General features: G+C 42.3%; 23 protein-coding genes. 8 read left to right on the top strand and 15 right to left on the bottom strand.

Annotated elements, in window-relative coordinates; all coding sequences use genetic code 11:
• The 9 genes from ND16A_RS12165 to ND16A_RS12205 form a co-directional block, all read right to left on the bottom strand.
• Positions 1–1536, bottom strand: a complete 1536-nt coding sequence (locus ND16A_RS12165) for a monovalent cation/H+ antiporter subunit D family protein (RefSeq protein ID WP_033077023.1) — start codon at positions 1534–1536, stop codon at positions 1–3.
• A complete protein-coding gene (locus ND16A_RS12170; RefSeq protein WP_033077022.1) occupies positions 1533–3011 on the bottom strand; it encodes a monovalent cation/H+ antiporter subunit D family protein in 1479 nt (492 codons plus the stop codon). Before ND16A_RS12170 ends, ND16A_RS12165 begins: the two co-directional genes overlap by 4 nt.
• Positions 3008–3388: a cation:proton antiporter subunit C gene (locus tag ND16A_RS12175; RefSeq protein WP_033077021.1), complete on the bottom strand. Its 381-nt coding sequence runs from the start codon at positions 3386–3388 to the stop codon at positions 3008–3010. Before ND16A_RS12175 ends, ND16A_RS12170 begins: the two co-directional genes overlap by 4 nt.
• Positions 3388–4401: a DUF4040 domain-containing protein gene (locus ND16A_RS12180; RefSeq protein WP_327144163.1), complete on the bottom strand. Its 1014-nt coding sequence runs from the start codon at positions 4399–4401 to the stop codon at positions 3388–3390. Before ND16A_RS12180 ends, ND16A_RS12175 begins: the two co-directional genes overlap by 1 nt.
• The gene (gene mnhG / locus ND16A_RS12185) at positions 4398–4763 is read right to left on the bottom strand and encodes a monovalent cation/H(+) antiporter subunit G (protein WP_052072975.1); all 366 of its coding nucleotides are present in this window, start codon (positions 4761–4763) and stop codon (positions 4398–4400) included. Before mnhG ends, ND16A_RS12180 begins: the two co-directional genes overlap by 4 nt.
• Entirely contained in the window at positions 4764–5069 is a 306-nt protein-coding gene (locus ND16A_RS12190) for a monovalent cation/H+ antiporter complex subunit F (RefSeq protein ID WP_052072974.1), read from the bottom strand.
• On the bottom strand, positions 5069–5542 hold the full coding sequence (locus tag ND16A_RS12195; RefSeq protein ID WP_033077020.1) for a Na+/H+ antiporter subunit E: 474 nt from the start codon (positions 5540–5542) through the stop codon (positions 5069–5071). The genes ND16A_RS12190 and ND16A_RS12195 overlap by 1 nt, the downstream gene beginning before the upstream one ends.
• Positions 5543–5679: 137 nt before the next feature.
• Positions 5680–6540, bottom strand: coding sequence for a universal stress protein (locus ND16A_RS12200; RefSeq protein WP_033077019.1), 861 nt, complete (start codon positions 6538–6540; stop codon positions 5680–5682).
• 315 nt (positions 6541–6855) lie between these two features.
• Complete coding sequence (locus tag ND16A_RS12205; RefSeq protein WP_033077049.1) at positions 6856–8070, bottom strand: dipeptidase; 1215 nt, start codon at positions 8068–8070, stop codon at positions 6856–6858.
• A gap of 172 nt (positions 8071–8242) precedes the next feature.
• Here ND16A_RS12205 and ND16A_RS12210 point away from each other — a divergent pair, with 172 nt between their 5' ends.
• The 3 genes from ND16A_RS12210 (at position 8243) to fumC (ending at position 10651) form a co-directional block, all read left to right on the top strand.
• Complete coding sequence (locus ND16A_RS12210; RefSeq protein ID WP_033077018.1) at positions 8243–8560, top strand: carboxymuconolactone decarboxylase family protein; 318 nt, start codon at positions 8243–8245, stop codon at positions 8558–8560.
• A 122-nt stretch (positions 8561–8682) separates the two neighbouring features.
• On the top strand, positions 8683–9093 hold the full coding sequence (locus tag ND16A_RS12215; protein WP_033077017.1) for a hypothetical protein: 411 nt from the start codon (positions 8683–8685) through the stop codon (positions 9091–9093).
• A gap of 160 nt (positions 9094–9253) precedes the next feature.
• Positions 9254–10651: a class II fumarate hydratase gene (gene fumC, locus ND16A_RS12220; RefSeq protein ID WP_033077016.1), complete on the top strand. Its 1398-nt coding sequence runs from the start codon at positions 9254–9256 to the stop codon at positions 10649–10651.
• A gap of 199 nt (positions 10652–10850) precedes the next feature.
• Here the strand turns inward: fumC and asnB are convergent, their stop codons facing one another.
• Entirely contained in the window at positions 10851–12515 is a 1665-nt protein-coding gene (asnB, locus tag ND16A_RS12225) for an asparagine synthase B (protein ID WP_033077015.1), read from the bottom strand.
• Between the two features lie 155 nt (positions 12516–12670).
• Complete coding sequence (locus ND16A_RS12230; RefSeq protein WP_033077014.1) at positions 12671–14299, bottom strand: M28 family metallopeptidase; 1629 nt, start codon at positions 14297–14299, stop codon at positions 12671–12673.
• 257 nt (positions 14300–14556) lie between these two features.
• On the opposite strand from ND16A_RS12230, the gene ND16A_RS12235 reads away from it, so the two are divergent.
• The 5 genes from ND16A_RS12235 (at position 14557) to ihfA (ending at position 20401) form a co-directional block, all read left to right on the top strand.
• A complete protein-coding gene (locus ND16A_RS12235; protein WP_033077013.1) occupies positions 14557–15339 on the top strand; it encodes an ABC transporter ATP-binding protein in 783 nt (260 codons plus the stop codon).
• A gap of 1 nt (position 15340) precedes the next feature.
• Positions 15341–16543, top strand: coding sequence for an ABC transporter permease (locus tag ND16A_RS12240; RefSeq protein WP_033077012.1), 1203 nt, complete (start codon positions 15341–15343; stop codon positions 16541–16543).
• Between the two features lie 180 nt (positions 16544–16723).
• Complete coding sequence (pheS, locus tag ND16A_RS12245; protein WP_033077011.1) at positions 16724–17704, top strand: phenylalanine--tRNA ligase subunit alpha; 981 nt, start codon at positions 16724–16726, stop codon at positions 17702–17704.
• An 11-nt stretch (positions 17705–17715) separates the two neighbouring features.
• The gene (pheT, locus tag ND16A_RS12250; protein ID WP_033077010.1) at positions 17716–20100 is read left to right on the top strand and encodes a phenylalanine--tRNA ligase subunit beta; all 2385 of its coding nucleotides are present in this window, start codon (positions 17716–17718) and stop codon (positions 20098–20100) included.
• 4 nt (positions 20101–20104) lie between these two features.
• The gene (ihfA, locus tag ND16A_RS12255) at positions 20105–20401 is read left to right on the top strand and encodes an integration host factor subunit alpha (RefSeq protein WP_033077009.1); all 297 of its coding nucleotides are present in this window, start codon (positions 20105–20107) and stop codon (positions 20399–20401) included.
• 85 nt (positions 20402–20486) lie between these two features.
• Here ihfA and ND16A_RS12260 read toward each other — a convergent pair whose 3' ends face one another.
• Genes ND16A_RS12260 through ND16A_RS12275 form a run of 4 tightly spaced genes read right to left on the bottom strand, consistent with a single transcriptional unit; the run spans position 20487 to position 25753 of the window.
• Complete coding sequence (locus ND16A_RS12260; RefSeq protein ID WP_033077008.1) at positions 20487–21539, bottom strand: 2-oxoacid:ferredoxin oxidoreductase subunit beta; 1053 nt, start codon at positions 21537–21539, stop codon at positions 20487–20489.
• 2 nt (positions 21540–21541) lie between these two features.
• Complete coding sequence (locus ND16A_RS12265; RefSeq protein WP_235282011.1) at positions 21542–23413, bottom strand: 2-oxoacid:acceptor oxidoreductase subunit alpha; 1872 nt, start codon at positions 23411–23413, stop codon at positions 21542–21544.
• Positions 23410–25200, bottom strand: coding sequence for an FAD-dependent oxidoreductase (locus ND16A_RS12270; protein ID WP_033077007.1), 1791 nt, complete (start codon positions 25198–25200; stop codon positions 23410–23412). The genes ND16A_RS12265 and ND16A_RS12270 overlap by 4 nt, the downstream gene beginning before the upstream one ends.
• 58 nt (positions 25201–25258) lie before the next feature.
• Entirely contained in the window at positions 25259–25753 is a 495-nt protein-coding gene (locus tag ND16A_RS12275) for a DUF2937 family protein (RefSeq protein WP_033077006.1), read from the bottom strand.
• Positions 25754–25881: the final 128 nt, after the last annotated feature.

Raw genomic sequence — 25881 nt, 5'->3', positions numbered from 1 at the left:
TTATTCCCTAATGCTCAAAACAGCCGAGGCCAAATCAAATAAAGGTTGCGGATAAATAAATAAAGTTAAGCAACCTAAAGTGGTAATAACAATGGCAATCAGTGATGGCAGAGGCGCTTCTTTTATTTGTCTTCCGGTCAATATATTGCCAACAGGTGCAGCCTTGCTAGAATATTGATTTGGTGCTTTATTCGACTCTCTATTTGAAAGGAGAACGGGGAAAAATGCGTAAAAGGGGATCGGTAACAAGTAAGCAACGTTCACTAAAGAGCTAAACATTAAAACCACCATTAATAGCCATTGCTCGGTTTCTAGTGTCGCCATCATTAAAAACCACTTGCTCCATGTTCCCCCGGTAGGTGGAACACCGATGATACTGAGACTGGCAATAAAAAATGCCAACATGGTCAGTGGCATTTGTCGGCCAATACCGCGCATTTCACTTATTTTTGCTTTACCTAAGCTGACTAAAATAGCACCCGCGCAAAAAAACAAGGTGATTTTACCAAACGCATGCATGGCAATATGCATGGAGCTGCCAATAATGCCTGACGAAGTCGCCAACAATGCGCCAATAGTGATATAACCTAATTGGCTGACGGTTGAATACGCCAACCTTGCTTTTAAATTATCTTGTCTCATCGCAACAAGTGAAGCAAGCAACACTGAGGCTGCAGCTAAATAGAGTAAGAATTGGGTGGTTGGTAATACCGACAGCAAATCCAGGCCAAAAATAAACACACATATTTTTACAATGATAAAAACACCGGCCTTTACCACGGCAACCGCATGTAAAAGCGCACTCACAGGAGTTGGTGCAACCATAGCCGCGGGTAGCCAGCGATGAAAAGGCATAATCGCCGCTTTACCGATTCCAAAAATGAATAACACCAGCAGAGTACCTGCCATGACTTTATCAACATCAGCATAAAATATACCGCCGAGTTTAAAATCTAAGGTGCCAGCAACAAACCAGGTACTGACGATAGCTAACAGAAAAAACACGATTGACGTGCTAAGCAGAATGCCGAGATAAGTTCGGCCAGCCTGTTTGGCGTTTTCGGTGCCTGCATGAGTCACTAAAGGATAAGTCGATAAGGTCAATAATTCATAAAAAATAAACAAGGTAAACAGGTTCGCGGAAAAGGCAAGGCCGATCACTGCACCAATGGCAATGGCAAAATAACTATAAAAACGGGTTTGATTTTTTTCTTGATGACAGCGCATATAACCAATGGCATAACAGCTAGTGACTAGCCAGAGGAAACTGGCAATTAAAGCGAACAACATGCCGAGTGGCTCAATAGCAAAGCTCACGGTTAAACCGGGTAAAAGCTCCCACCAGAACACACTGATGGTTGCTCCCAGGGAGAGTCCTTGATATAGATTAACCACTAAATATATCAATATTAAACAGCTTGTGATTGTCACACCTTCCCGAAGGTTTGGTTTATCTCCAGTAGCAACAATAACTAAGGTCGCCGACAAGGGGACAATAATAGAGAGTTGCAACATTAGCTCTAAAGATAAGTTCATGGCGTTAGCCCAAACAAGCTTTGAGCTGCCGCCTGTGCTACCTGCACACTAAGGCGAGTATCGATACCAAAATAAATATTCGCGATGGTTAGTGTCCATATGGGGACGAGAAACAATATGGGCGCTTCTTTGACTGCGGCATTATCAACTAGTGGCTGTTTGAAGTAAGCGACTTCGATGATTCGCCAGAGATAAACAACAGTTAATATTGCTGCTAACAGAATAAGCACAGCAACGGGCCACCAACCTTGTTCAAGCAATGCACTAAGCAGGTACCATTTGCTGACAAACCCAACGGTTAACGGCATACCAATTAAACTCAAACCAGCGACCACGATCGCAGCCATTGTCAGTGGCATCTGCCGGCCTAAACCGTGAAAATTATTGAGTTGAACATCATCTAGCCGGTACATCACCGCAGCTAAGGCTAAAAAAATTGCACATTTCATCAACGCGTGATTAAACACATGTAATAAGGTTGCGGTTAAACCCGTTACTGTACTAATGCTAAAACCAACAATCATATAGCCAATTTGAGCAATACTCGAATAAGCAAACAGGTGCTTAATATTATTTTGATAGATTGCCGAAATTGAAGCGATAAAAATTCCGATCAGGCCAAGTGCCATAAACAAGCTTTGTAGAGGTATGGTGGTGAAAGAAAAAGACAAGCCAAAAACGGAGAAAGTAAGGCGAATAAGTAAATAAATAGCGACTTTTGTTGCTGTTGCGGCGAAGAAGGCGGTGACAATTGATGGCGCGTATGCATAGGCATTAGGTAACCAATGATGAAGCGGGAATAGGGCCAGCTTTAAACATACGCCGACAATAACAAAAGCAAAAGCAGTAAATACGGTACGTGTTTGTGCCACTTCAGGTAGGCGTTGCGAGAGATCTTGCATGTTCAGTGTGCCCGTCATTTGATACATCAAGCCAACACCAATTAAAATAAACGTTGCACCAATTGTCCCCATAATCAGGTATTGATACGAGGCCCAAAGCGCACGTTTGTTTTTACCCATAGCGATTAAAGCATACGAAGAAAGTGACGATATTTCTAAAAAGACAAAAACATTAAAGGCATCCCCTGTGGCGACAATACCCAACATACCGGTGAGTGATAACAAATATAAAACATAAAATAGCGTGTGTTTGTTTTTATCTATTTCTTTTTCTATGCTAGTTTGAGCGGCAAACAACACAATGGTACTTATTGCTGAAATAATCAGCAACAGAAAAGCATTAAGCTTATCAATTCGATATTCAATTCCCCAGGGGGCTTGCCAGCCACCTAATTCGTAACTGAGTACGCCTGAAGTCATTACTTGCTGTAATAACAAAATACTGATCAAAAATGTCAGGCCACTGACCAACAGAGAAAACAGCCAGACCAGCTGTGCACGCTTGAATATCAGGCAAATAGGTGCAGCCATCAGCGGGACAATCACTTGCAAAACCGGAAGGTGTGATATCACGCTTGTTTTCTCTCTTTTTTATCCGCCTGAATTTGATTATCTTGCCGTTGAATCTCTTCTTCTTCAATACTGCCATAAGCGGCTTTTATGCGGATCACTAATGACAGAGCTAAAGCGATGGTAGCAATGCCAACCACAATCGCAGTGAGAATTAACGCATGCGGTAAAGGGTTAGAGTATTGAATGATATCGTCAGCTAAGATAGGCGCTGTACCACCAACAACTTTTGCCATACTGATATAAAATATGAATACAGAGGTTTGGAAAAGAGTCAGGCCAACGATTTTTTTAATTAAGTTGCCATGAGCAATCACGATATATAGCCCAATCATCATCAGTATTACCACAATCCAGTTATTAAAAAGTCCGATTAACATTAAGGTGACTCCTGATTGTGTTGATTTTCATTACTGAGTTGCCGCTCTCTATAATCGGCAAAGTTGAAAAAGATAATGATCATCACTGAAGCAACCGTGCAACCAACGGCCCACTCGATTAAGAGAATCCCCAAATGCTGACCCGCAATGGCATCGTTGGATAAGAAATTATAGTCAAAGAAATTGCCGCCGTTGAGTAAAGAGACGAGGCCAACACAGCCATAAAGCAAAACGCCTGTAGCAGCAATCAACTGGATAAAAGCTTGATTAATGACGATGCGGGCTGTGCTTAAACCAAATAACATCGCATATAAAATAATCGCCGCAGCGAAGATCACGCCAGCCTGAAAACCACCCCCTGGGCCGAAATCACCATGAAATTGAACATAAAGTGCAAACAACAGAATAAAAGGCAGCAATATTTTAGTGACGATGCGGATAACAAGGTGCTGCTCATGCATCGAGTCATTAACCGCGGCAATTTTGTCACCTTTAATTGGGCGGCGAACGATGGATAACAGTGCCAACACCCCAACTCCAGCGGTAAAGATGACAACAAGTTCGCCGAACGTATCAAACGCTCTGTAGCTTGCAAGTATAGATGTTACGATATTGGGTATCCCAATTTCTTGCATGGAATCGTTAATATACCTAGGGGCAACATGGCTGTGAACCGGTGCATCGGCGGAGCCAAAATATGGCATATCCAAGGTGCCGTAGATCAGCAAGCCACCGGTTATGACGACAAGAAGCAGTGCCGGAAAGGGTTTATGCCGGGTGGTATTCTCACTACGTCCGGTCATTGTTATGACGACTAACATTAGCAAGGTTGATATACCTGCTCCCACTGCAGCTTCAGTAAAGGCCACATCGACTGCATCCATAGCAACAAAAAAACTCGCGGACAATAAACCGTAAATACCTGAGAGCATAATGACCGCAAACAGATCTTTCATCCGAATTATGGCAATAGCAACAACCAGCAATAAGGTTAATAATACGATATCAATCAAAATTTCGATGAGGCAGTCTCCTTGCTTTTTAAATCAAGAGAACTCTGCTCAAGCGTGTTCTGGCTAAGTTTTGGCATCAGCCCATTATGCAATGCTGCTTTGGCGAGTACATGGCTTGTCGTTGGGCTGAGCAACAAGGTCAATAATAGGATCATGACTAGCTTGGCAAACACTAAAAGATCGGTACTGTGTAGCATCAGGCCGATCAAAATCATAGCAGCGCCCAGGGTACCGGTGACGCCAACTGCGTGCATACGGGTATAAAAATCGGGAAAGCGTAATATGCCGATGCCGCCTGAGACACAAAGAAAGCTACCGATAAATAAACACAAGCCACTGCTAAAATTTATAACAATATCCATTTAGGGCTCCTTTTCTGTCGATTTACGGTTGCAAGGTTCTGCGCCAGGCGTATGCTTAAATTGATTAGTATCTGAGTAACGTAATACCGCAATGACACTGATAAAGTTGATCAGCGCATAGACAATCGCAATATCCAAAAATTCAGGCCGGCCCATGACAAAGCCTAATAAAGAAATCAGCAATACCGTTTTCGTGCCAAACATGTTGACTGCCAAAATACGATCATAAAATGTTGGCCCAGAAATCCCTCGGATGATTGCTAAAATCATGGCGACAAAAATGGCCAGTGTGGCAGCAACTAACATTAGCGTTCCAACACACTTACCCGGCGATCCATTTCACCGGCTGTTAATGATTCAATATCCTTATAGAGTAGGGCGTGCACGATAATTTCGTCGTCTACTAAATCGATGGTGACAGTTCCTGGGGTTAAGCTAATGGAATTTGCATAGATGACTTTTCCCATGTCAGTTTTTTGACTGATTTTAATTGTTTTTAGTGTTGGAGATATACTTTCATTACCAAGCCAAATGTGTTTTACCACGGTGATATTGGCTTTAATAATCTCTTTAACAAGCCACAGATAGTAAGCCAAGATATTAGGCGTTAAATATAACGGTTGAGATTCTTGATCAACAACATCCATTTGATGTGAAATAATTAGCACTAAGGTAATAGATGCAGCGCCAAGCAACAACATGAGTGTGCTATAGTGACCTGAATTGAGTAACCAAAATGCAGCTAAAGTCAAAAATAAACTGATGGTATGTCGTTTCATGATTCCTCACCTCTAAGTATTTATAAAAAAATTTTAATCATTACCATTGTGGCTAACAAAATCAGATATATTGAAGGTGGTGGAAGAGATATTCGATTCTATTTTGGTTGATTTTTGACAGTATTTCGTGAGATTAATTAATCTTGTGCGAGTTTTATTATCAAACAATCGGTGCGCAAATGATGCAGCACTTTTTCGGCGAGATTACCCAAAAAAAAGCCACTAACGCCTTCACGGCCAACGCAGCCGATAATCACCAAATCACTGTTTAATTCGTTAGCCTGATGGGGAATGGTTCGATCCGGTGGCCCTGCGGTGATATGACTGGTTACCGAACTCATCTCAGACTGAGCCAGCAGTTTCTGCATTTTTTCTTGCGCAGCTGCCCCTTTTTTCTGCTTGACTGAATGTTTATTCACCACGTCAAATTCCAGCAGTGCTTTTGCAATGGGAATACTATACATCGCGTGTAATTGGTTGTGGGTAACCCCGGACAAGGCTTCTCCCCAACGTAGTATTAAAGAATTTAGTTGTTGATGATGACTTTCGTCGGTTGATAAGTCCAAAGCTAATAAAATATTGGTTTTGCTTTTCCACTTAACGTGGCTGGCGATCAATATTGGACAGGGTAAATGTCGTGTTAATGTCCAGTCAGAAGGGGTGTGAAACAATGATTCACTACGGTGCCCCCCCTTGATCACTAGGTCTACAGGTTTTTGAATACAGCGATTCACCACCCAGTCGGCGATGTTATCACTAACAATCACTGCGCTAGTGATTTCTGTCTCATCATCAAAAATGCTATGAATATTGGAGGTAAGTGATTGTTTAGCCTGTTCTATATGCTGTTCGAGAGTAATGTCAGAGTCGTTGCTATGCTGGATAAATTTGATTATTTCCACCGTCGCGTTGATAGGCTGGGTAATATCGCGAGCCTTTTCTAACGAGAGTATATCGTCGTCTTCTATGTCAGCAATAACCAATACCTGTTTATTCATGGAATTCACTCCTCCTATATTAATATATAAGAGCATAACCTAGGCTTTGTCAATTATAGGCTGGTCCAACCTTGGGTGTTTGGGAGTAAAACCAAGCTCCATTACAATTCCATCAGAAATTCCTGTAATAAGTGCTGTAGTTGAAGTTGATATGTAAACTTTCTTCGTTTGTTAAAATTCAGAGGTAAAATGTTGAGTGCCGATAACGGCATAAGTACTGGTAATATAAAGGGATCTAAATGTTTAGATCCCTAATCGCGCATCTGCCTACTGTCAGCATCTTTTAGTGTTAATTAACGGTAAATCGAAACAGGGCTAATGAGCAGCCGCATAGTGTTCCACTTCACTCCACACGCGAAGCACGTTACCAGACAGTATTTTGCTTATATCTGCTTCACTGTAGCCACGTTCGAGTAGGCCATCGATTAAATTAGGGTAGCTGGCAACATCTTTTAAGCCGGTAGGTAAGCTATCTCCCACACCATCATAATCTGACCCTATGCCGACATGCTCAATACCGATGAGTTGAATAACATGATCAAAATGATCGAGTACATCATCTAAACTGGCATAAGGAAAAGGCGTTGATTGCAAGTAATCTTGCTCAAATTGTTTTGCTTCAGGGCTTGCTTTGGTTAGAGTGTTTGCCGTTAAAAATTTCGCCAGTTCAGCTTTGTAAGTATCTTTATGAGCTCGAGATTTCTTCGAGATAAAGGTCGAGCCAAAGTTTATCTGAATGACACCACCATTGTTGGCAAGTTTCATTAACATCTCGTCACTCATATTGCGCTCAAACTCTGGGGTAAAATGTCTTGCCGATGAATGTGATGCAATCACCGGAGCCTTTGATAATTCCATCACCTGATAAAACGAATCATCAGATATGTGTGATACATCGATCATCATGCCGATATTATTCATCTCGGCTACCAAAGCTTTACCAAAATCGGTTAATCCGCGGGCAGGGCGTAGCGGGTCATAGGAGGAATCGGAGATATGATTCGCTTTCGAATGCGATAAAGTAATGTAACGGACACCGCGGTGATAAAAGTGCGTTAAATTTTCAAGTTTACCTTCAATTGGACTGCCATTTTCCATCCCCATCGGCAATGAAATAAGTCCTTGTGCAAAGTGCTGCTGCACATCTTTCACGCTTGTGGCAACAGCAAATTTATCAGGAGCATTGGCAACGATTGTTTCAACACCATCAATCAGTTTATCGGCAAGCTCTTTACTGCCGCCGGTAAGTTGTAACACGGCAGGTATATAGATAGACATGAAAGGAGCATTTAAGCCGCCGGCTTTTGCTCTAGGATAGTCAAAATCGCCATCTGATGTGGCTTTGCTGACATCTTGCCAGTTCTTTTCTAAACGATAAGGAACATCAATGTGGCCATCTAAAATAATATATTTTTGCGCCAATTCAGCCCCTCTGGTTTTCTCATTTTTAACTTCCGCTTCGTTCTCGCAGCCGGTCAGAATAAAAGTTGTGGCCAATAAAAAAGTGCTGGCAATCATGGTTTTATTAATGATCATAATTGTTTCTTAGTTGAAATTTGCTTATAGCAATTTGGTATCAGCATACTTGTTTTCAGGCCCATTGTGAAATTGCGGATTACTATTTTGCTATATTTAACTAAGCTAATATTTGATAAGGCTATTATTTTGCAGAACGATATTTAAAATATCTAAGGTTAATTTTATGGAAACAACCCCGTCTAAACAATACTTAAAGATCAAAGCAAAACATCCGGACTTTATTAATGCAGTGGAAGTACTGGGAACAACGATAAAACAAGAAGGGCCGATAGATAATAAAACTGCGCAACTGGTTCAGCTCGCGGCGGCAGCATCGATTCGTTCTGAAGGCGCGGTACACAGCCATACCAAAAGAGCCATCAATGCAGGTGCACAAGCTGATGAAATTTATCACACCCTTATTTTGCTCACCAGCACTATTGGGTTTCCCAACGTTATGGCGGCATTGAGTTGGGCTGAGGATGTAATTGAAAACTCTTAAGCTCGGAATAGTACCTTCTGGCAATAGTTACAGCGATAAATAGTATGGGTATTTGATGGTTACCAGGTGCTTTTGTGATTTAATCATGTTTTAGTTTTCACTTTAAATACAGGTGAATTTTTGTGAGTTTGAATAAGAAAAGAGCCAGTTTAATTGCGCTCTCCATGGTAATCACACTTTTTTTGTTGCGGGTATATCTTCATTTATTTCCAGATACAAATTTTGACCTTGGTTCTTACAACATACATCATTTATTTAGCGGTTTGTTATTGATCACTTTTGCCGGGATCCCATTAGTAATATTTAGTGGTAATAATCGTCTACTCGATATCACCTCGATTGTATTTGGTATTGGTTTGAGTATGGCTTTGGACGAATGGGTTTATCTCATCGCAACGGATGGTAGTGATAACGCATACCTCTTACCAATATCCTTTTGGGGGGCTGTGTTGATGATAGGACTAGTCTTGGTCTACATATGGAGCATTATCTTTCTCTGGCAGAAGTTTACCAAAAATAAGCGACTCAAATAAGACTAACTTCAGCTTTAGCCGACAGTCCATTAAAATGAATCTTCAATATTAATTCAATGCCTGAGGCAGGCGTTACTGTGCTGTTGTGGTCATTGTCTATAATTAACTCAACCAAAATACGGATTGTAACCGTGATTGCATTTATTGATTGGGCAAAACTATGACCAAATACCGTATCGAAAGTGACTCATTTGGCGAGTTAAAAGTCCCACGTGATAAGTACTATGGCGCGCAATCGGCGCGGTCCTTAAAGAATTTTCCTATTGGCGTGGAAACAATGCCCAAGCCGTTAATTCGAGCCCTGGGCATTGTCAAACAGTCAGCCGCACAGGTGAATAAGGATTTTGGACTGCTAAAACCCTTAGTTGCTAAGGCGATCATTAAGGCCGCTGCAGAGGTCATGGCAGGTAAACTCGATGAGCACTTTCCGCTCTCTGTTTGGCAGACCGGCTCAGGGACGCAAAGTAATATGAATACTAATGAAGTGATTAGCAACCGGGCAATTGAACTTCTCGGTGGCATTAAAGGCAGCAAAACACCAGTTCACCCTAACGATCATTGCAATATGGGGCAGTCGTCAAATGATGTCTTTCCTACGGCGATGCATATTGCTGCGGTTGAAGAGATCAGCCATCGTTTATTACCGGCATTACATTACCTACATGATGAATTAAATGCTAAGTCTAAATCATTTACGCAATTGGTAAAAATTGGCAGAACGCATATGCAGGATGCAACCCCATTGACACTTGGACAGGAATTTTCGGGTTACAGCGCACAAATGAATAACGCCATCCGCAGAGTTGAAGCGATATTGCCGGCACTTTACCCGCTGGCTCAAGGTGGTACTGGTGTTGGCACTGGGCTCAATACGGTCAAAGGTTTTGATGGCAAGTTTGCCGAGCAAGTGGCAAAGGTGAGCAAACTTCCCTTTAGCACGGCAGACAATAAATTTGAAGCACTGGCTGCTCACGATGCTATGGTTGAGGCTAGTGGCGCGTTAAATACTATCGCGGTCAGTTTAATGAAAATTGCCAACGATATGCGCCTGCTAGGATCAGGGCCACGTTGTGGTATTGGTGAAATTCGCCTTCCTGAAAATGAACCCGGTTCGTCGATTATGCCCGGTAAGGTAAACCCAACACAATGTGAGGCGTTGACCATGATTGCTGCGCAGGTAATGGGAAATCATGTAACCATTTCAATTGCTGGTTCGAGTGGCCATTTTGAACTGAATGCGTTCAAACCCGTCATTATTTATAATTTGTTGCAATCCGTCCGTTTGCTTGCCGATGGGTGCCAGTGTTTTACCGAAAAATGTGTAACTGGTATCTGCGCTAATGAGGAGCATATAGCGGAACTAGTTAATAAATCATTAATGCTGGTTACGGCACTAAATCCACATATTGGCTATGATGATGCCAGTAGAATCGCCAAACGAGCTCATCGGGATGGCTGCACACTTATCGAAGCGGCTGTTGCCCTAAAATTAGTGACTGCAGAGCAGTTTAAACAATGGGTTGTGCCTGAGCAAATGACTGGCCCGAAAGGGAATTGATGGGTGAAATTACGCGAGGTTAAAACCCCGCCAACCAGCGGTTACGTTTCCAAGGTTGGCGGGACTTTAGTCTCGCGTTTTGGCGATAGCCACGTTACCTTGATTACGGCAAATTACGATGCGAGGTTAAAACCCCGCCAACCCTAATAAAAAAACCAGTGGAACACTGGCTTTTATCGTTTTTGCTAATCGCTACAAATTAGTAACTTTCATTATGCACGGCTTGCACCGCACGGCCTGAAGGATCGGCCATATTCTTAAAGCTTTCATCCCAAGCCAAGGCGGCTTCTGTTGAACAGGCAACTGATTTACCACCGGGTACACATTCTGCAGCCGAGGCAAGCGGGAAGTGTTGTTCAAATATAGTACGATAGAAATAGGCTTCTTTCGTATCTGGCGTATTGTGTGGAAATTTGAATTCTGCGTTGGCCAGTTGTTGATCGCTCACTTGCTCTTCAACGTGTTCTTTTAAACTGTCAATCCAGGAATAGCCAACACCATCAGAAAATTGCTCTTTTTGACGCCACAAGATTTCTTCTGGTAAATAACCTTCAAAGGCAGAACGTAACACATGTTTCTCAATTTTACCGTCTTTACACATCTTGTCTTCAGGGTTGATGCGCATGGCAACGTCCATAAATTCTTTATCTAAAAACGGAACACGAGCTTCAATGCCCCAGGCAGACATGGATTTATTTGCCCGCAAACAATCAAACATATGCAGTTTATCAAGCTTGCGTACTAACTCTTGATGAAATTCTTGCGCGTTAGGCGCTTTGTGGAAGTATAAGTAACCGCCAAAAATTTCATCCGCACCTTCACCTGAAAGTACCATTTTGATACCCATAGCTTTGATTTTACGGGCCATCAAATACATCGGGGTCGAAGCACGAATGGTAGTAACATCGTAGGTTTCGATGTGATAAATCACTTCTTTTAACGCATCAATACCATCTTGTACGGTAAAGGTAATACTGTGGTGAATGGTACCAATAGAATCTGCCACTTTTTGTGCGGCGATTAAGTCAGGTGAACCTTCTAAACCACAGGCAAATGAATGCACTTTTGGCCACCAGGCTTCACTAAGATCATTTTCTTCGATACGACGGGCGGCAAATTTTTGCGTAATTGACGATACTAACGACGAATCCAAACCACCAGAGAGTAAAACGCCATAAGGCACATCGGTCATCAAGTGACCTTTTACCGATTGCTCAAACGCAGTACGTAATTCAGCAATGTCGGTTTCATTATTTTTTATGGCTTCATAATCGGTCCAGTCGCGTTGATAGTAAGGCTTGATTTCGCCGTCATTACTATCTAAGAAATGTCCCGGAGGAAATTCGCTCACCGTGTTACAAATTGGCATTAACGCTTTCATTTCTGAAGCAACATAGAAGTTACCATGTTCATCATTACCCATGTATAACGGAATGATGCCCATATGATCACGAGCGACTAAATAGCTGTTGTCTGCCTGATTATATAAACAGAAGGCAAACATGCCTTGTAATTTATCGATAAAGTTAACGCCAAACTCTGCATACAAAGGTAAAATCACTTCACAGTCAGATTTGGTCTGAAACGCATAATCAACCGTTAAATTAGCTTCGAGTTGTTTGTGATTGTAGATCTCGCCATTAACAGCTAACACATTATTTCGATTTTGATTATATAAAGGTTGTGCGCCATTTTCGGTATCAACAATCGCCAAGCGCTCGTGCACTAATATTGCGTTGTCATTGGAATATACCCCAGACCAGTCGGGTCCACGGTGTCTTAGCAAGCGGGAGAACTCAATGGCTTGCTCCCTTAATTTACTGGCATCAGACTTGATGTCCAGAATACAAAAAATTGAACACATAATGCGTGTTTCCTTTATTAATCAAAATCGAAATTTATTCACCAGTGAGAATCTAATATTTACTGGTAAAAATCAATAGCAATTCGCTAAGAATTAGAATAATTACTTCAAAATACTGAAAAAAAATGGCATAAGTTATAATTTTTCTAATTTTTCTAGTTTTTCCGTTGAAATTCGCTTGATTTAGACCATTGTGGCCAATCTTCTGAATCAGCAACTTGATATAAAACATCGAAAGTCACTTGTAGATCTTGTATTGCACCGGAAAAGTCCCACTCTGGATTATATTCATCACAGGCCTGATGATAACATTTGCGCATTTTAGGTAACGTCGCCTTGCGATATGCGGCAGTTTCCGCATCAACAGGCTTACCGCCACCACCAGCGTATAATGCCGGCACGCCAACTTTGGCAAAATTGAAATGATCAGAGCGATAGTAACTACCAGCACCAGGGTTGGTTTCTTTTACCAATACTCTATTTTGTTTATTAGCAGCGACTTTCAGATAATTCTCCATTTCTGATTTACCTAAACCGTTAACCACCAAATCTTTAGTTTTGCCTAGAATATTCAAGCTGTCTAAATTCAATACGCCAACGGTTTTATTCAAAGCATATACCGGGTGTTGGGCGTAGTACTTTGAACCAAGCAAACCTTGCTCTTCTGCCGTCGTGGCAATAACCGTAACAGAACGCTTTGGCGCTTTATCCAGGCTGGATAAAGCATTGGCAATCTCAATGATACCGCCGATACCGGTAGCGTTATCGTGCGCGCCGTTATAAATTTTATCCCCGGGTAAATCATCATTTTTACCTATATGATCCCAATGACCAGTCAGTAGTACGTGTTCATCTGGAGTTTCACTGCCAGGCAAGGTGGCGATAAAGTTGTATGAGCTAGACTTTTTAACGGTACTTTTCACCGTTGCCGATGCCGTTAACCCTAATGGTTTACTGATAGGCCCTTGCATCGCTTTGTTTTTATACGTGGTGAAATCAAGTCCAGCTTGGGCAAACATCGCTTTGGTGCTGGCTAAAGACAACCAACCTTCAATTTGAACCCTGCCTTTATTACCATCTTCGCGATATAAGCTGTATTGTGGGCCAGTCCAACTATTGGTTACCACTGACCAGCCGTAAGACGCTGGCGCAGTTTCATGAACGATAATAGCAGCAGCAGCGCCTTGACGGCTTGCTTCTTCATACTTATATGTCCAACGGCCATAATAAGTCATCGCACTACCGGTAAACAGACTTGGGATTTCAGAAGCAAAGCCAGGATCGTTAACCAGCATTACCACTGTCTTGCCCTTAACATCTATGCCTTCATAATCATTCCATTTATACTCTGGAGCATTCACACCATAGCCAACAAAAACAATTTCTGAGTCTTTAATTTGCTCAAGTTCGCTGAATCTGGAAGTCCCTAACACCATGTCTTCAACATAGTTAAACTGCTCCGACTTGCCTTTACCTTTAATGGTTAATTTCATCTCGGCAAGGGCGGTGACTTCAGCCAGTTCAACCGGTTGTAAAAAACTGCCGTTGTTGCCTGGTTGCCATCCTGCTGTTTTAAATTCGCGGGTTAAACAATCGAGTACTTTCTTTTCTCCGGCAGAAGTTGGCAGACGACCTTCAAATTCATCAGAGGATATGGTTTTTACGTGCTGATGTAATTTGCTTGCCGAGATACCTTGATAGGCTTGTTCAAATGTTTTGGCACTGGCTGCACAGGTCACAGCCAAGGTACAACACATGCTGATAAGTTTTATGGATTTATTCATTGTATATTTTTCATTTTATCAATCGAGATCCGTTAATCTACCCCTTGTATTCTCACAAATAAAGCATTTGTTGCTAACTGTTGCAATTTGTAACACCTTTTGAGATTAATGGATTGCTTTGTCTAGTAACAAGGTTACAATTGAAAGCAATCTGGATAGCTGCATAATCAAACCGTTGGTTTTGCAGATTTTTATCCGCCACCAATTTCTTTTTTGCTTGCTGAGTAATAATAACATCATAATAATAAAGGATTTTAATGATTTCAGTTGAGAATTTAACGAAAACATTTGCAATGAAAGCAAATAAAAAAAACAGCCTGGCAACGACAAAAGATCCGCGCGAACAGGGTAACCAGTTTCACGCCTTAAAAGATGTCAGTTTTCATTGTAAAAAAGGTGAAGTGCTAGGATTGCTTGGCCCCAATGGCGCCGGCAAAACCACCACCTTAAGAATCTTATCGACCGCACTTAAGCCAGATTCCGGGGCAATCATTGTCAACGATGTTGATGTGGTAAAGAAACCGAAAGTCGCAAAACAAAAAATAGGCTTCTTATCGGGAAAAACCGGCCTTTATGGTCGACTCACGGCAAGGGAGAATATCGAGTTCTTTGCAAAATTACATGGCGTAAGTGATGAGTTTCTGAAAAATGATGCCGATGAAATTTATCAAGATTTAGATATTACCGCATATTTAGAGCGTCGGGTTGAGGACTTATCTACCGGTATGCAGCAGAAAGTATCAATAGCCCGTGCAGTGATCCACAAACCGGAAGTATTGGTATTGGATGAGCCAACTACCGGCCTGGATATCATGGCTACCGAAACCATTCTTGAATTTGTGCAGTTAATGCGAGAGCAGGGCACGGCAGTCATTTTTTCGACCCATCACTTAGATGAGATAGCGTTACTCGCCGATCGAGTATCGGTGATAAATCAAGGCAAAAGTTGCTTTGATGGTACGGTTAGCGATTTTAAACAACAAGCAAGCGATGAAGATTTACGTCGTGCCTTTATGAATGTACTACACGGAGTTAACTAATATGTGGCAAGTCTATATTAAAGAGTTAATTGAGCTGTTACGCGACAAAAAAACGTTATTTTTTATCGTTGCCTTACCTATGGTGATTTTCCCGGTATTGTTTGGTTTGATGGGGTTTCTCGGAGCAAAAGCCGCGGTTAGTGAACAAGAAAAAGTGATCCGTTATTTGTTAGTCAATGAAAGTGCGGCGCCAGAATTTGCCAGCAACTTGTTTTACCACAACGATTTTAAACCGGTAAAGTTAAAGTTGGAAACGGAAGCTGAGATCATTGAGGCGATAAAAGCCAATAAATTAGATTTGGTGATCGTACTTAATAAAGATTTTAAAACTCAATTTGATAATTCTGAAACTTCGGTTTGGAAAGCGTATTTTAATGGCGCGAATCTCATTGGCGGCATCAAATTTAAGATGCAAAATGCGTTGGCAAAGTTTAATGAAGATTTACAACTGCAAATCTTCACTAACATGGGCTTTGATCAGGCGCAGTTTGCCGCATTTAAAAAACCGGTAGACATTGAGCAATTTGATACCGCCGATGAAAGAGAAAGTTTTGGTGAAAAAATTGGTGGCCTCATTCCCTACATCCTGATCCCACTGTGTTTAACCGGAGCCATGTACCCGGCCATTGATTTAGGGGCGGGTGAAAAAGAGCGCGGTACCATAGAAACGCTACTATTGACGCCGATATCACGCTTTTCACTGGTGATAGGCAAATTTTTATGTATTACCACCACCGCCGTTATGACGGCATTAATCACCATATTTAGTATGGTGTTTTGGTCTTTTATTGTCGGCCAGCTGCTTGATGTGAAAGTGGTTTCTGAAATATTAGGGTCGGTAGGTATTCTCGATTACGGCTTGATTGTTTTGCTATTGATCCCGGTTTCCGCGATTTTTGCTGCGACATTATTGGCGATTTCCATTTATGCCAGTAGTTATAAAGAAGCACAAAATTATATGGGGCCGTTGTCGATATTGGTGATCTTTCCGGTTATCGTCGGCATGACACCTGGGGTTTCGCTGAACTTAACCTGGTCATTAGTACCCATTGCCAATGTTTCCCTGGCAATAAAAGAACTGTTAAAGGGCACCATAGATTATAGCCTGCTAATCCCAATATTTGCGTCAACCGGATTTTTTGCACTGATTTCGATATTATTTTGTGTGCACTGGTTTAACAAAGAGTCGGTTTTATTTCGGTAATTATCACATTGCTGCAGTAATTTCCCGATTTCATTAAAAAAAACAGAAAAATCACAGTGTTTTTCTGTTTTTCCTCTATATCAGCGATGATTTTCGTGTAAAATTATCGCTTTTCTAATTTAGGCGCGTTGCGCGCATAACTAACACTCAATAGCGATAGCAGCATCGCCAGAGGAAGACATGAATCTAGATGATATTATCTTGCAAGCCGAACAAGCGGTTGCAAGTGCACAAGAGCCAGCGGCACTTGACCAGGTTAGGGTTGAGTTTTTAGGCAAAAAAGGCAAGTTAACCGAGCAACTAAAAGGCTTAGGCAAACTCAGTAAAGAAGAGCGTCCAAAAGCAGGGCAGTTAATTAACGTTGCCAAACAACAAGTGCAAAAGCTCATTCATCTTCGCGGCGAATTGTTACGTGCAGAACAAATTAAAGCCAAGCTTGCCAGCGAATCTATTGATGTCACTTTACCGGGTAATACGTGCGAACAAGGTGGTTTGCATCCGGTAACTCGTACTATTGAACGGATCGAGAGCTTCTTTGGTGAATTAGGCTTTGAAGTGAAAGCCGGTCCTGAAATTGAAGATGACTTTCATAACTTTGATGCGTTAAACATTCCTGATCATCATCCGGCCCGTGCCGATCATGATACCTTCTATTTCAATCCGAAATTGGTGTTACGTACGCAAACCTCTGGTGTGCAAATTCGTACCATGGAAACTGAACAACCGCCACTGCGTATTATCTCTCCTGGTCGTGTATATCGAAACGATTACGATCAAACCCATACGCCAATGTTCCATCAGGTAGAAGGTTTAATGGTGGATAAAGACGTTAGTTTTACTCACTTAAAAGGCATTTTGCACGACTTTTTACACAATTTCTTCGAAGAAGATTTAGAGATTCGCTTCCGTCCATCTTACTTCCCATTCACAGAGCCTTCTGCAGAAGTGGATGTTATGGGCAAAAATGGTAAATGGTTAGAAGTATTAGGTTGCGGTATGGTACATCCAAACGTACTGCGTAGCGTTGGCATCGACCCTGAAGTTTATACCGGTTTTGCCTTTGGCATGGGGGTTGAGCGTTTAAGCATGTTGCGTTACGGCGTTACCGATTTACGTTCATTCTTTGAGAATGATCTTCGCTTATTAAAACAGTTCAAGTAGGAAGCCGATAAATGAAATTTAGTGAATCTTGGTTGCGTGAGTGGGTAAACCCGGCAATTTCTTCAGATGAGTTAGCTCATCAAATTACTATGGCTGGCCTTGAAGTGGATGGCGTTGATGCCGTTGCTGGCGAATTTAGCAAGGTTGTTGTTGGTGAAGTGATCGAATGTGGTCAACACCCCGATGCCGATAAGTTACAAGTTACCAAAGTAAACGTTGGCGATGAAGTTGTCGACATCGTTTGTGGTGCAAAAAACTGTCGCCTTGGCCTTAAAGTCGCCGTGGCAAAAGTTGGCGCGGTATTACCGGGCAACTTTAAAATTAAAAAAGCCAAATTACGTGGCGTGCCATCGCATGGCATGTTGTGTAGCGAATCTGAAATTGGCTTAGCAGATAGTGCTGACGGTATCATGGAATTACCCGTTGATGCGCCTATTGGCACCTGTGTACGAGAGTATCTTGATTTAAACGATGTCACTATCGATGTCGACTTAACCTCGAACCGTGGTGACTGTTTAGGCATTAAAGGCTTAGCTCGTGAAGTAGGGGTGTTAAATAGCCTTGCTGTCGATGAAGTTGAAATTAATGAGCAAGTTGCCACTATTAACGATGCATTAACGCTAAACATTGCGGCCGGTGCTGCCTGTCCTCGTTACTTAGCCCGGGTAATTAAAAACATTAATGCCACAGCAACTACGCCACTTTGGATGGTTGAGAAACTACGTCGTTGTGGCGTGCGTGCAATCGATCCTGTCGTTGATGTAACCAATTACGTGCTACTTGAACTTGGTCATCCAATGCATGCTTTTGATCTTGATAAGATTGATGGCGGTATTAATGTACGCTTTGCCGAGGCAGATGAAGAATTGACGTTATTAGATGGCAATGAAGTGAAACTGTCAGAACAGACTTTAGTGATTGCTGATGATAACAAAGCGTTAGCGATTGCCGGTATCTTTGGCGGTCAAGACTCAGGTGTTACTGCAACAACGACAGATATTTTATTAGAGAGTGCGTTTTTCGCACCGTTAGCCATTTTAGGTAAAGCCCGCCAATACGGTTTGCATACTGATGCATCACACCGCTATGAGCGTGGTGTTGACCCGCAAATGCAGCATCAGGCGATGCAACGCGCCACGACGTTATTATTAGACATTGTTGGTGGTGAAGCCGGTCCTGTGGTTGAAGCAGTTAGTGCCGAGCACATTCCTGCAGAACGTGTAGTGACGTTACGCCGTAGTAAATTAGATTCACTTATCGGCATTCATATTGAAACCGAAACGGTTACTGAAATCCTGACTCGCCTGGGCTTAACCGTAAAATTTAATGACGATGTATGGACCACAACCGTACCAGCGTATCGTTTTGATATCAAAATTGAAGAAGATTTAACCGAAGAAGTTGCCCGCGTATTTGGTTATAACAACATACCCAATGTGTCGCCAATGGCCAAACTTAGCATGCGTCAGCATAATGAAGCTAAGCTTACTATTGCTAAATTCCGCAACACTTTGGTTGCTCGCGGTTATCAAGAAGCGATCACTTATTCGTTTGTTGACCCGAAAGTACAAAGCTTATTACACCCGGAACAAGAAGTGATGACCTTACCTCATCCAATTTCTTCCGAAATGTCGGTAATGCGGCTAAGTTTATGGACCGGCTTAATTCAATCTGTGGTGTATAACCAAAACCGCCAACAAAGCCGTGTGCGCTTGTTTGAATGTGGATTACGCTTTTTACCCGATAATGATGCTGAAAATGGTGTGAGCCAACAAGCAATGATTTCAGGGATTATCACCGGACTTAAAAATGGTGAGCACTGGAATTTGGATAAAGCCGCGGTAGACTTCTTTGATGCAAAAGGTGATGTTGAAGCCTTATTAGCCTTAACTGCAGACAGCAATGCTTATGAGTTCAAGGCCGCTGATATACCGGCATTACACCCTGGCCAAACCGCAGCAATTTATCGTGGTGATGCATTGGTTGGTTATGTTGGTGCTGTGCACCCTGAACTTGAGCGTAAATTAGGATTAAATGGTCGCACTTTAGTGTTTGAACTGCTGCAAAGTGAGATTTTGACGCAAAAAATCCCACTAATGCAAGAGATTTCAAAGTTCCCAGCGAACCGTCGTGACATCGCAGTAGTGGTAAAAAATGAAGTAAATGCAAAAAAAGTGCTACAACTCATTGAAAAGGTTGGCACAAATCATTTAGTTAGCCTAGAATTGTTTGATGTATACCAAGGTAAAGGTATCGAACCAGGTTTTAAGAGCCTGGCAATCGCATTAACATTGCAAGACCATGAGAGAACTCTTGAAGAAAAGGACATCTCTGAAGTCGTTAATACTGTGGTCGATGCATTAAAAAGCGAACTTGACGCATCACTGAGAGACTAAGAATATGGCGCTAACCAAAGCAGAAGTATCAGAGCATTTATACGAAGAAGTCGGTTTAAGTAAACGGGATGCCAAATTATTGGTGGAAGAATTCTTCGAAGAAATTAGAGGCAGTTTAGAGAACGGTGAACAAGTAAAGTTATCAGGTTTTGGTAATTTTGATTTACGCACCAAAAATGAACGACCGGGAAGAAACCCTAAAACAGGTGAAGATATCCCAATTTCTGCCAGGAAGGTAGTTACCTTTAGACCGGGTCAAAAATTAAAAAACCGGGTAGAAGAAGCGAACAACGGAAAATAAAAATTTAACGTTTTCAACGTTAAATAATATTATAAAAGGCTGCGCAGCAGCCTTTTTTTATTCCGTTAATTCTTAAAGGAATTAATTAACGGAAACTGTCGTTAATCGTTCCCAACACTCTTTCGCCGGGACAAAGCAAATCTTGCTTAACCTGATTCAAAGGCATATCACTAGTATCATTGAGTTCATGATAGTTTCTGGCGGTAGGATCTAAATACAACAATCCGGTTAATATTTCGCCACGCTGTTTATGCTCTTCTACGTCATTCATTGCCTTTAAGCGATTGCTGGTATCATAATCTGGATCAAGCTTATGAAAGCGCATTATTGAACCGTCATGCAAACAAATGTCTTCAAAATCACCTTCGGGGATTGCTGATGTGATTTCTTCTCTGATCGGCACAAAATCCGTTACTGCACCTGTGGTGACGTGTTCTTGAACATAATCGTACGAGCGGGTTGAGCCGACGTGGTTATTGAAGGTGACACAAGGGGAAATGATATCAATAAAAGCGAAGCCCTGATGGGCGATAGCGGCTTTAATGATGGGCACGAGTTGTGCTTTATCACCCGAAAAACAGCGAGCGACGAAAGACGCACCGAGTTGTAGTGCCATGGTACATAAATCAATATCGTTAAACAGGCTCAAATCGCCAATTTTATTTTTCACCCCTTTATCCGACGTTGCTGCCAATTGACCTTTGGTCAAACCATATACCCCATTATTGGCCACCATATAGACCATATTCAGTTGTCGACGTACTACGTGGGCAAATTGACCTAATCCGATAGAAGCACTATCACCATCGCCAGACATGGCAAGATAGGTTAACTCTTTATTGGCTAAATTTGCTCCGGTGGTGACCGAAGGCATCCGGCCATGTACTGAGTTAAAGCCATGTGCATTTCTCAAAAAATAATTTGGCGCTTTTGACGAACAGCCAATGCCAGACATCTTGGCAATGCTATGTGGGGCAATAGACAGTTCATGGCAAGCATGCACAATTGCTGCTGATATTGAGTCATGGCCGCAGCCGGCACAAAGGGTAGAAATAGCACCTTCATATTCACGATAGGTTAAGCCCAAATCGTTTACCGGTAATGATTTATGTTTAAACTTTGATTTAGCAAAACTCATATTTACACAACCTCCTGGCTTTCGGTTAGGTTTTCGGTGCGACTATCGATGTCGGTCATAATATCATCGCAGATTTGTGTGGCGGTAATCGACAGGCCGTCAAAACACAAAATGGGCGCCAGTTTTAACGGATCCAAGTTTAACTCGCTAGATAATAAGGTACGCATTTGCGCATCTCTGTTTTGTTCAACAACGTAAATGTACTGGTGTTGCTCAATGAATTTTTTCACTTCATTACCAAACGGAAAGGCTTTAATGCGCATTAAATCGACCGGGATGCCCTGTTCTTGCAGTAACTGTTTTGTTTCCAGCATGGCTTGTGCGGTTGAGCCGTAATAAACCAGACCTAGCTGCGTATTCTTAAAACCAGAGCATATTTCAGGTTTCGGTACGATATTGGCGGCAGTGGCAAATTTCGCTTCTAAGCGTTGCATATTATGGACATAATCTGCCGATTGTTCTGAATACACCGCGTCCTGGTTTCGTGAAGTACCCCGAGTAAAATAGGCACCTTTATTCGGGTGAGTGCCGGGCAAAGTACGATAACAAATGCCATCACCATCAATATCTCGGTAGCGGCCATAAGACTCGATATTATCTAGCTCGCGAATGGATAACACCTTGCCCAAATCGTATTTCTGCTTATCATTCCAGATAAATGGCGCGGATAAATGGTCATTCATGCCTAAATCGAGATCACTCATAACAATCACGGCGGTTTGCAGACGATCGCTTAAATCAAAGGCCAGGGCAGTTAATTCGAAACACTCACAAGGCGATTCTGGGAAGAGTAACACATGTTTGGTATCGCCATGAGAGGCATAGGCACAGGCCAATACGTCGGATTGTTGTGTTCTGGTAGGCATGCCAGTCGATGGGCCAGCGCGCTGGATGTTCACCAGTACCACTGGAATTTCGGCGAAATATGATAAGCCTAAAAACTCAGCCATTAGAGATACACCTGGGCCACTGGTTGCGGTAAATGCACGGGCACCATTCCAACCACCGCCAATTGCCATGCCAATCGCCGCTAGCTCATCTTCGGCCTGTACTATGGCAAAGTTTTTCTTGCCGGTGGCGGGGTCGATACGTAATCTTTGACAATAACTGGCAAATTTTTCGATCACTGACGTTGATGGCGTAATGGGGTACCAACCGACCACAGTAGCACCACCATAAACCGCACCTAAACCACAGCCGGTATTGCCATCAACCATGATCCGGTTACCGATCAGATCTCGACGTTCAACGTTGTACGTTAACGGACAACTAAAATGTCTATTGGCATATCGATAGCCGAGCTCTAATGCATAAATGTTTGGCGTGATCAGCTTTTCTTTGCCCTTAAACTGGTCTGAGATTAAGGTTTTCAACACATTAAATTCAATATTGAGCAATGCCGCTAATGCACCAACGTAAATCACGTTTTTAAATAACTGTCGTTGCCTTGGGTTTTGAAACTCTTTTAAACAAATGGTCGATATGGGAATGCCCAAATAATGGATACCTTTTTTGATCAAATGCTCGGGTATCTGTTTTGAGGAGTCGTAGAGCAAGTAACCGCCATCGGCCACGTCTTCAATGTCGGCGACAAAACTTTGGGCATTCATTGCCACGATGATTTCTGTTTTACCGCCTCTACGGCCCAAAAAATTATGCTCGTTGATCCTGACTTCATACCAGGTCGGCGCCCCTTGAATATTCGAGGGAAAGATGTTTTTCGCACTCACCGGAATGCCCATGCGCATAATCGCCTTGGCAAACATATTATTGGCACTGGCTGAACCGGTACCATTGGTATTGGCAAATTTAACGACAAAATCGTTAATGATAGAGTTTTCCATATTGTTATGTTCGGCGCTGGAATTTCTCATTTTATCGTCGCCTCTATATTGCTTAGCGTTAATTTTTGCATATCCCAGGCCCCCGTGGGGCATCGTTCGGCACATAAACCGCAGTGCAGGCACATGTCTTCATCTTTCACCATAATATTGCCGGTGTTTAAATTATCTGAGATTAAATAGTCTTGCTCATCGGTGGCTTTATCGACTTTCAATTTACCTTTAAGCAATTGTTGTGGCGGGGTGATATTGTCTTTAATGTCGCCAATAAAGTTAATGCAGTCGGTAGGACAGATGTCCTCACAAGCAGAACATTCTATACAAGTACTTTCGGTGAATATGGTATGGACATCACAATTTAAACAGCGCCCAGCCTCTTCAAGGGCCAGTTGCTCATCAAAGCCAAGCTCGACTTCGGTCGCTAACTTTTTCACCGCTTCTTGCCAACTGATATGAGGCACTAAATTTCGTTCATCATGGTCAATAATATTGGTGTAACTCCACTCATGCATGCCCATTTTTTGGCTGATCAGATTAAAGTCACTTTTGGGCCGCTGTGTTGGTTCTTTGCCCTGGCAAAATAAATCAATGGAAATCGCCGCTTTATGACCGTGGGCTACTGCAGTGATGATATTCTCGGGACCATAGGCCGCATCGCCACCAAAAAATACTTTGTCGATGGAAGATTGTAGTGTTGTTTCATTTAAACAAGGTTGATCCCAATCGTTAAAGTCGAGTCCGATATCCCGTTCAATCCACACAAATGACGTATCCTGACCAATGGCTACCAGCACTAAATCACATTCCGCCAGCAAGGTTTTACCGGTATTTTTTAAAACACGGTTGCCGCCTCTGTCATAAAAAGATTCAACTTCGTCAAACATCACGCCTTTTAATTTTCCTTTCTCAACCACGAATTCGGTTGGGGTGTGGTTAACGATAATGTCGATATCTTCGGCTTTGGCATCTTCTTTTTCCCAGGGTGATGCTTTCATCGCTGCATAGCTGGAGCGCACGATCACTTTTACGTCTTCGGCACCAAGACGTTTCGCGGTACGGCAGCAGTCCATGGCAGTATTGCCGCCACCAAGGACAACAACACGTTTCGGTGCTTTATCATTATGACCAAAACTGACATTGGCTAACCAGTCAATGCCGATGGAAATTTGTTGCTTGGCAGCTTCATAACCCGGTAGGTTTAGCGCTCTGCCTTTTGGCGCACCAGTGCCGACAAAGATCGCATCATAATTTTCTTTCAGTAACTTATGCATGCTGGTGATGGCGGAACCAAAATGGCTTTCCACCCCCATATTCAAAATATAATCGATTTCTTCATCGAGCACAGTTTCCGGCAAACGGAACGCCGGTATTTGACTGCGCATCATACCACCACCTCGTTGGTCCCGATCAAACAGTGAAATGTGATAACCAAGTGGCAGTAGATCTCGAGCTACCGTTAATGAGGCCGGTCCAGCGCCAATGAGGGCAATACGTTTACCATTGCCTTCTTCGGGGGCTTTTGGCAAGCGATCCGTAATATCATCTTTGAAATCCGCCGTTACTCGCTTTAACCGGCATATGGCGACCGGCTCTTCTTCTACTCGTCCACGTCGGCATGCCGGTTCACAGGGTCGGTCACATACCCGACCTAATACCCCTGGAAATACATTGGAATGCCAGTTAAGCATATAGGCATCGCTGTAGCGCTTGTCAGCAATTAAACGTATATATTCAGGGACGGGAGTATGGGCAGGACAGGCTTGTTGGCAATCAACAACTTTTAGATAATGGTCGTAGTTTGAGACATCCGTTTTTTTCAAGGTAACACCAAAAAGTTAAAAACCGTTATCTACTAATGTACACAATTTATTGAGAAATTTAAGTACTTCTTTGAATTAATTTGAAAGAAAATGCTGAGACTAAACTTACCACTACAGCAAAAACGAAACCGATGAGCAGGGATGCCTTATCTAATGGGATACTCAGTTGATAATCTCGTAGTGTTGCCTGGGCAACGGCTAGATCGATTTCAATGATAAAATAATAAATTTTACTGAAAAAATTACGGTTAAATAAATGCTCGACTTGCGCCGTTAGCAGCGATATTCGCTCAATCAATTCAAATACCAAATCGCCAGCAGCATTGATACCCGGGTCGCTATTGGTTTGATAGCGTTTGACTAATAACTGGATGTCCCCCTGGTAATGTTGATCGGCGATATATTGATAATTGGCTAACTGATATTTTGCTTCATCGAGGTGGCCTGCCAGTCGCTGTCCATATTGTTGAATAAAACCGGGCAGTTGCATGGCGACAACCATATTTATCGCAAACAACACTCTATCTAAGGTATTGCCAATAAATTTCAACATTTGACATGGTTTAATGGATTCCACTACCCCAGATAAGAGATAATAGTCTTAACTGGAGATAGTAAAATGACACGTAAAAAATATTCAAAAGAATTTAAACAAGATGCAATAGCCTTAGTAAAAGAACA

The organism is Thalassotalea sp. ND16A (genome assembly GCF_000764205.1).
In the GTDB taxonomy this organism is placed as follows: Bacteria; Pseudomonadota; Gammaproteobacteria; order Enterobacterales; family Alteromonadaceae; genus Thalassotalea_A.
Note: the sequence above shows the minus strand (reverse complement) of the source record. Positions and strands in the feature narration are given on the sequence as shown.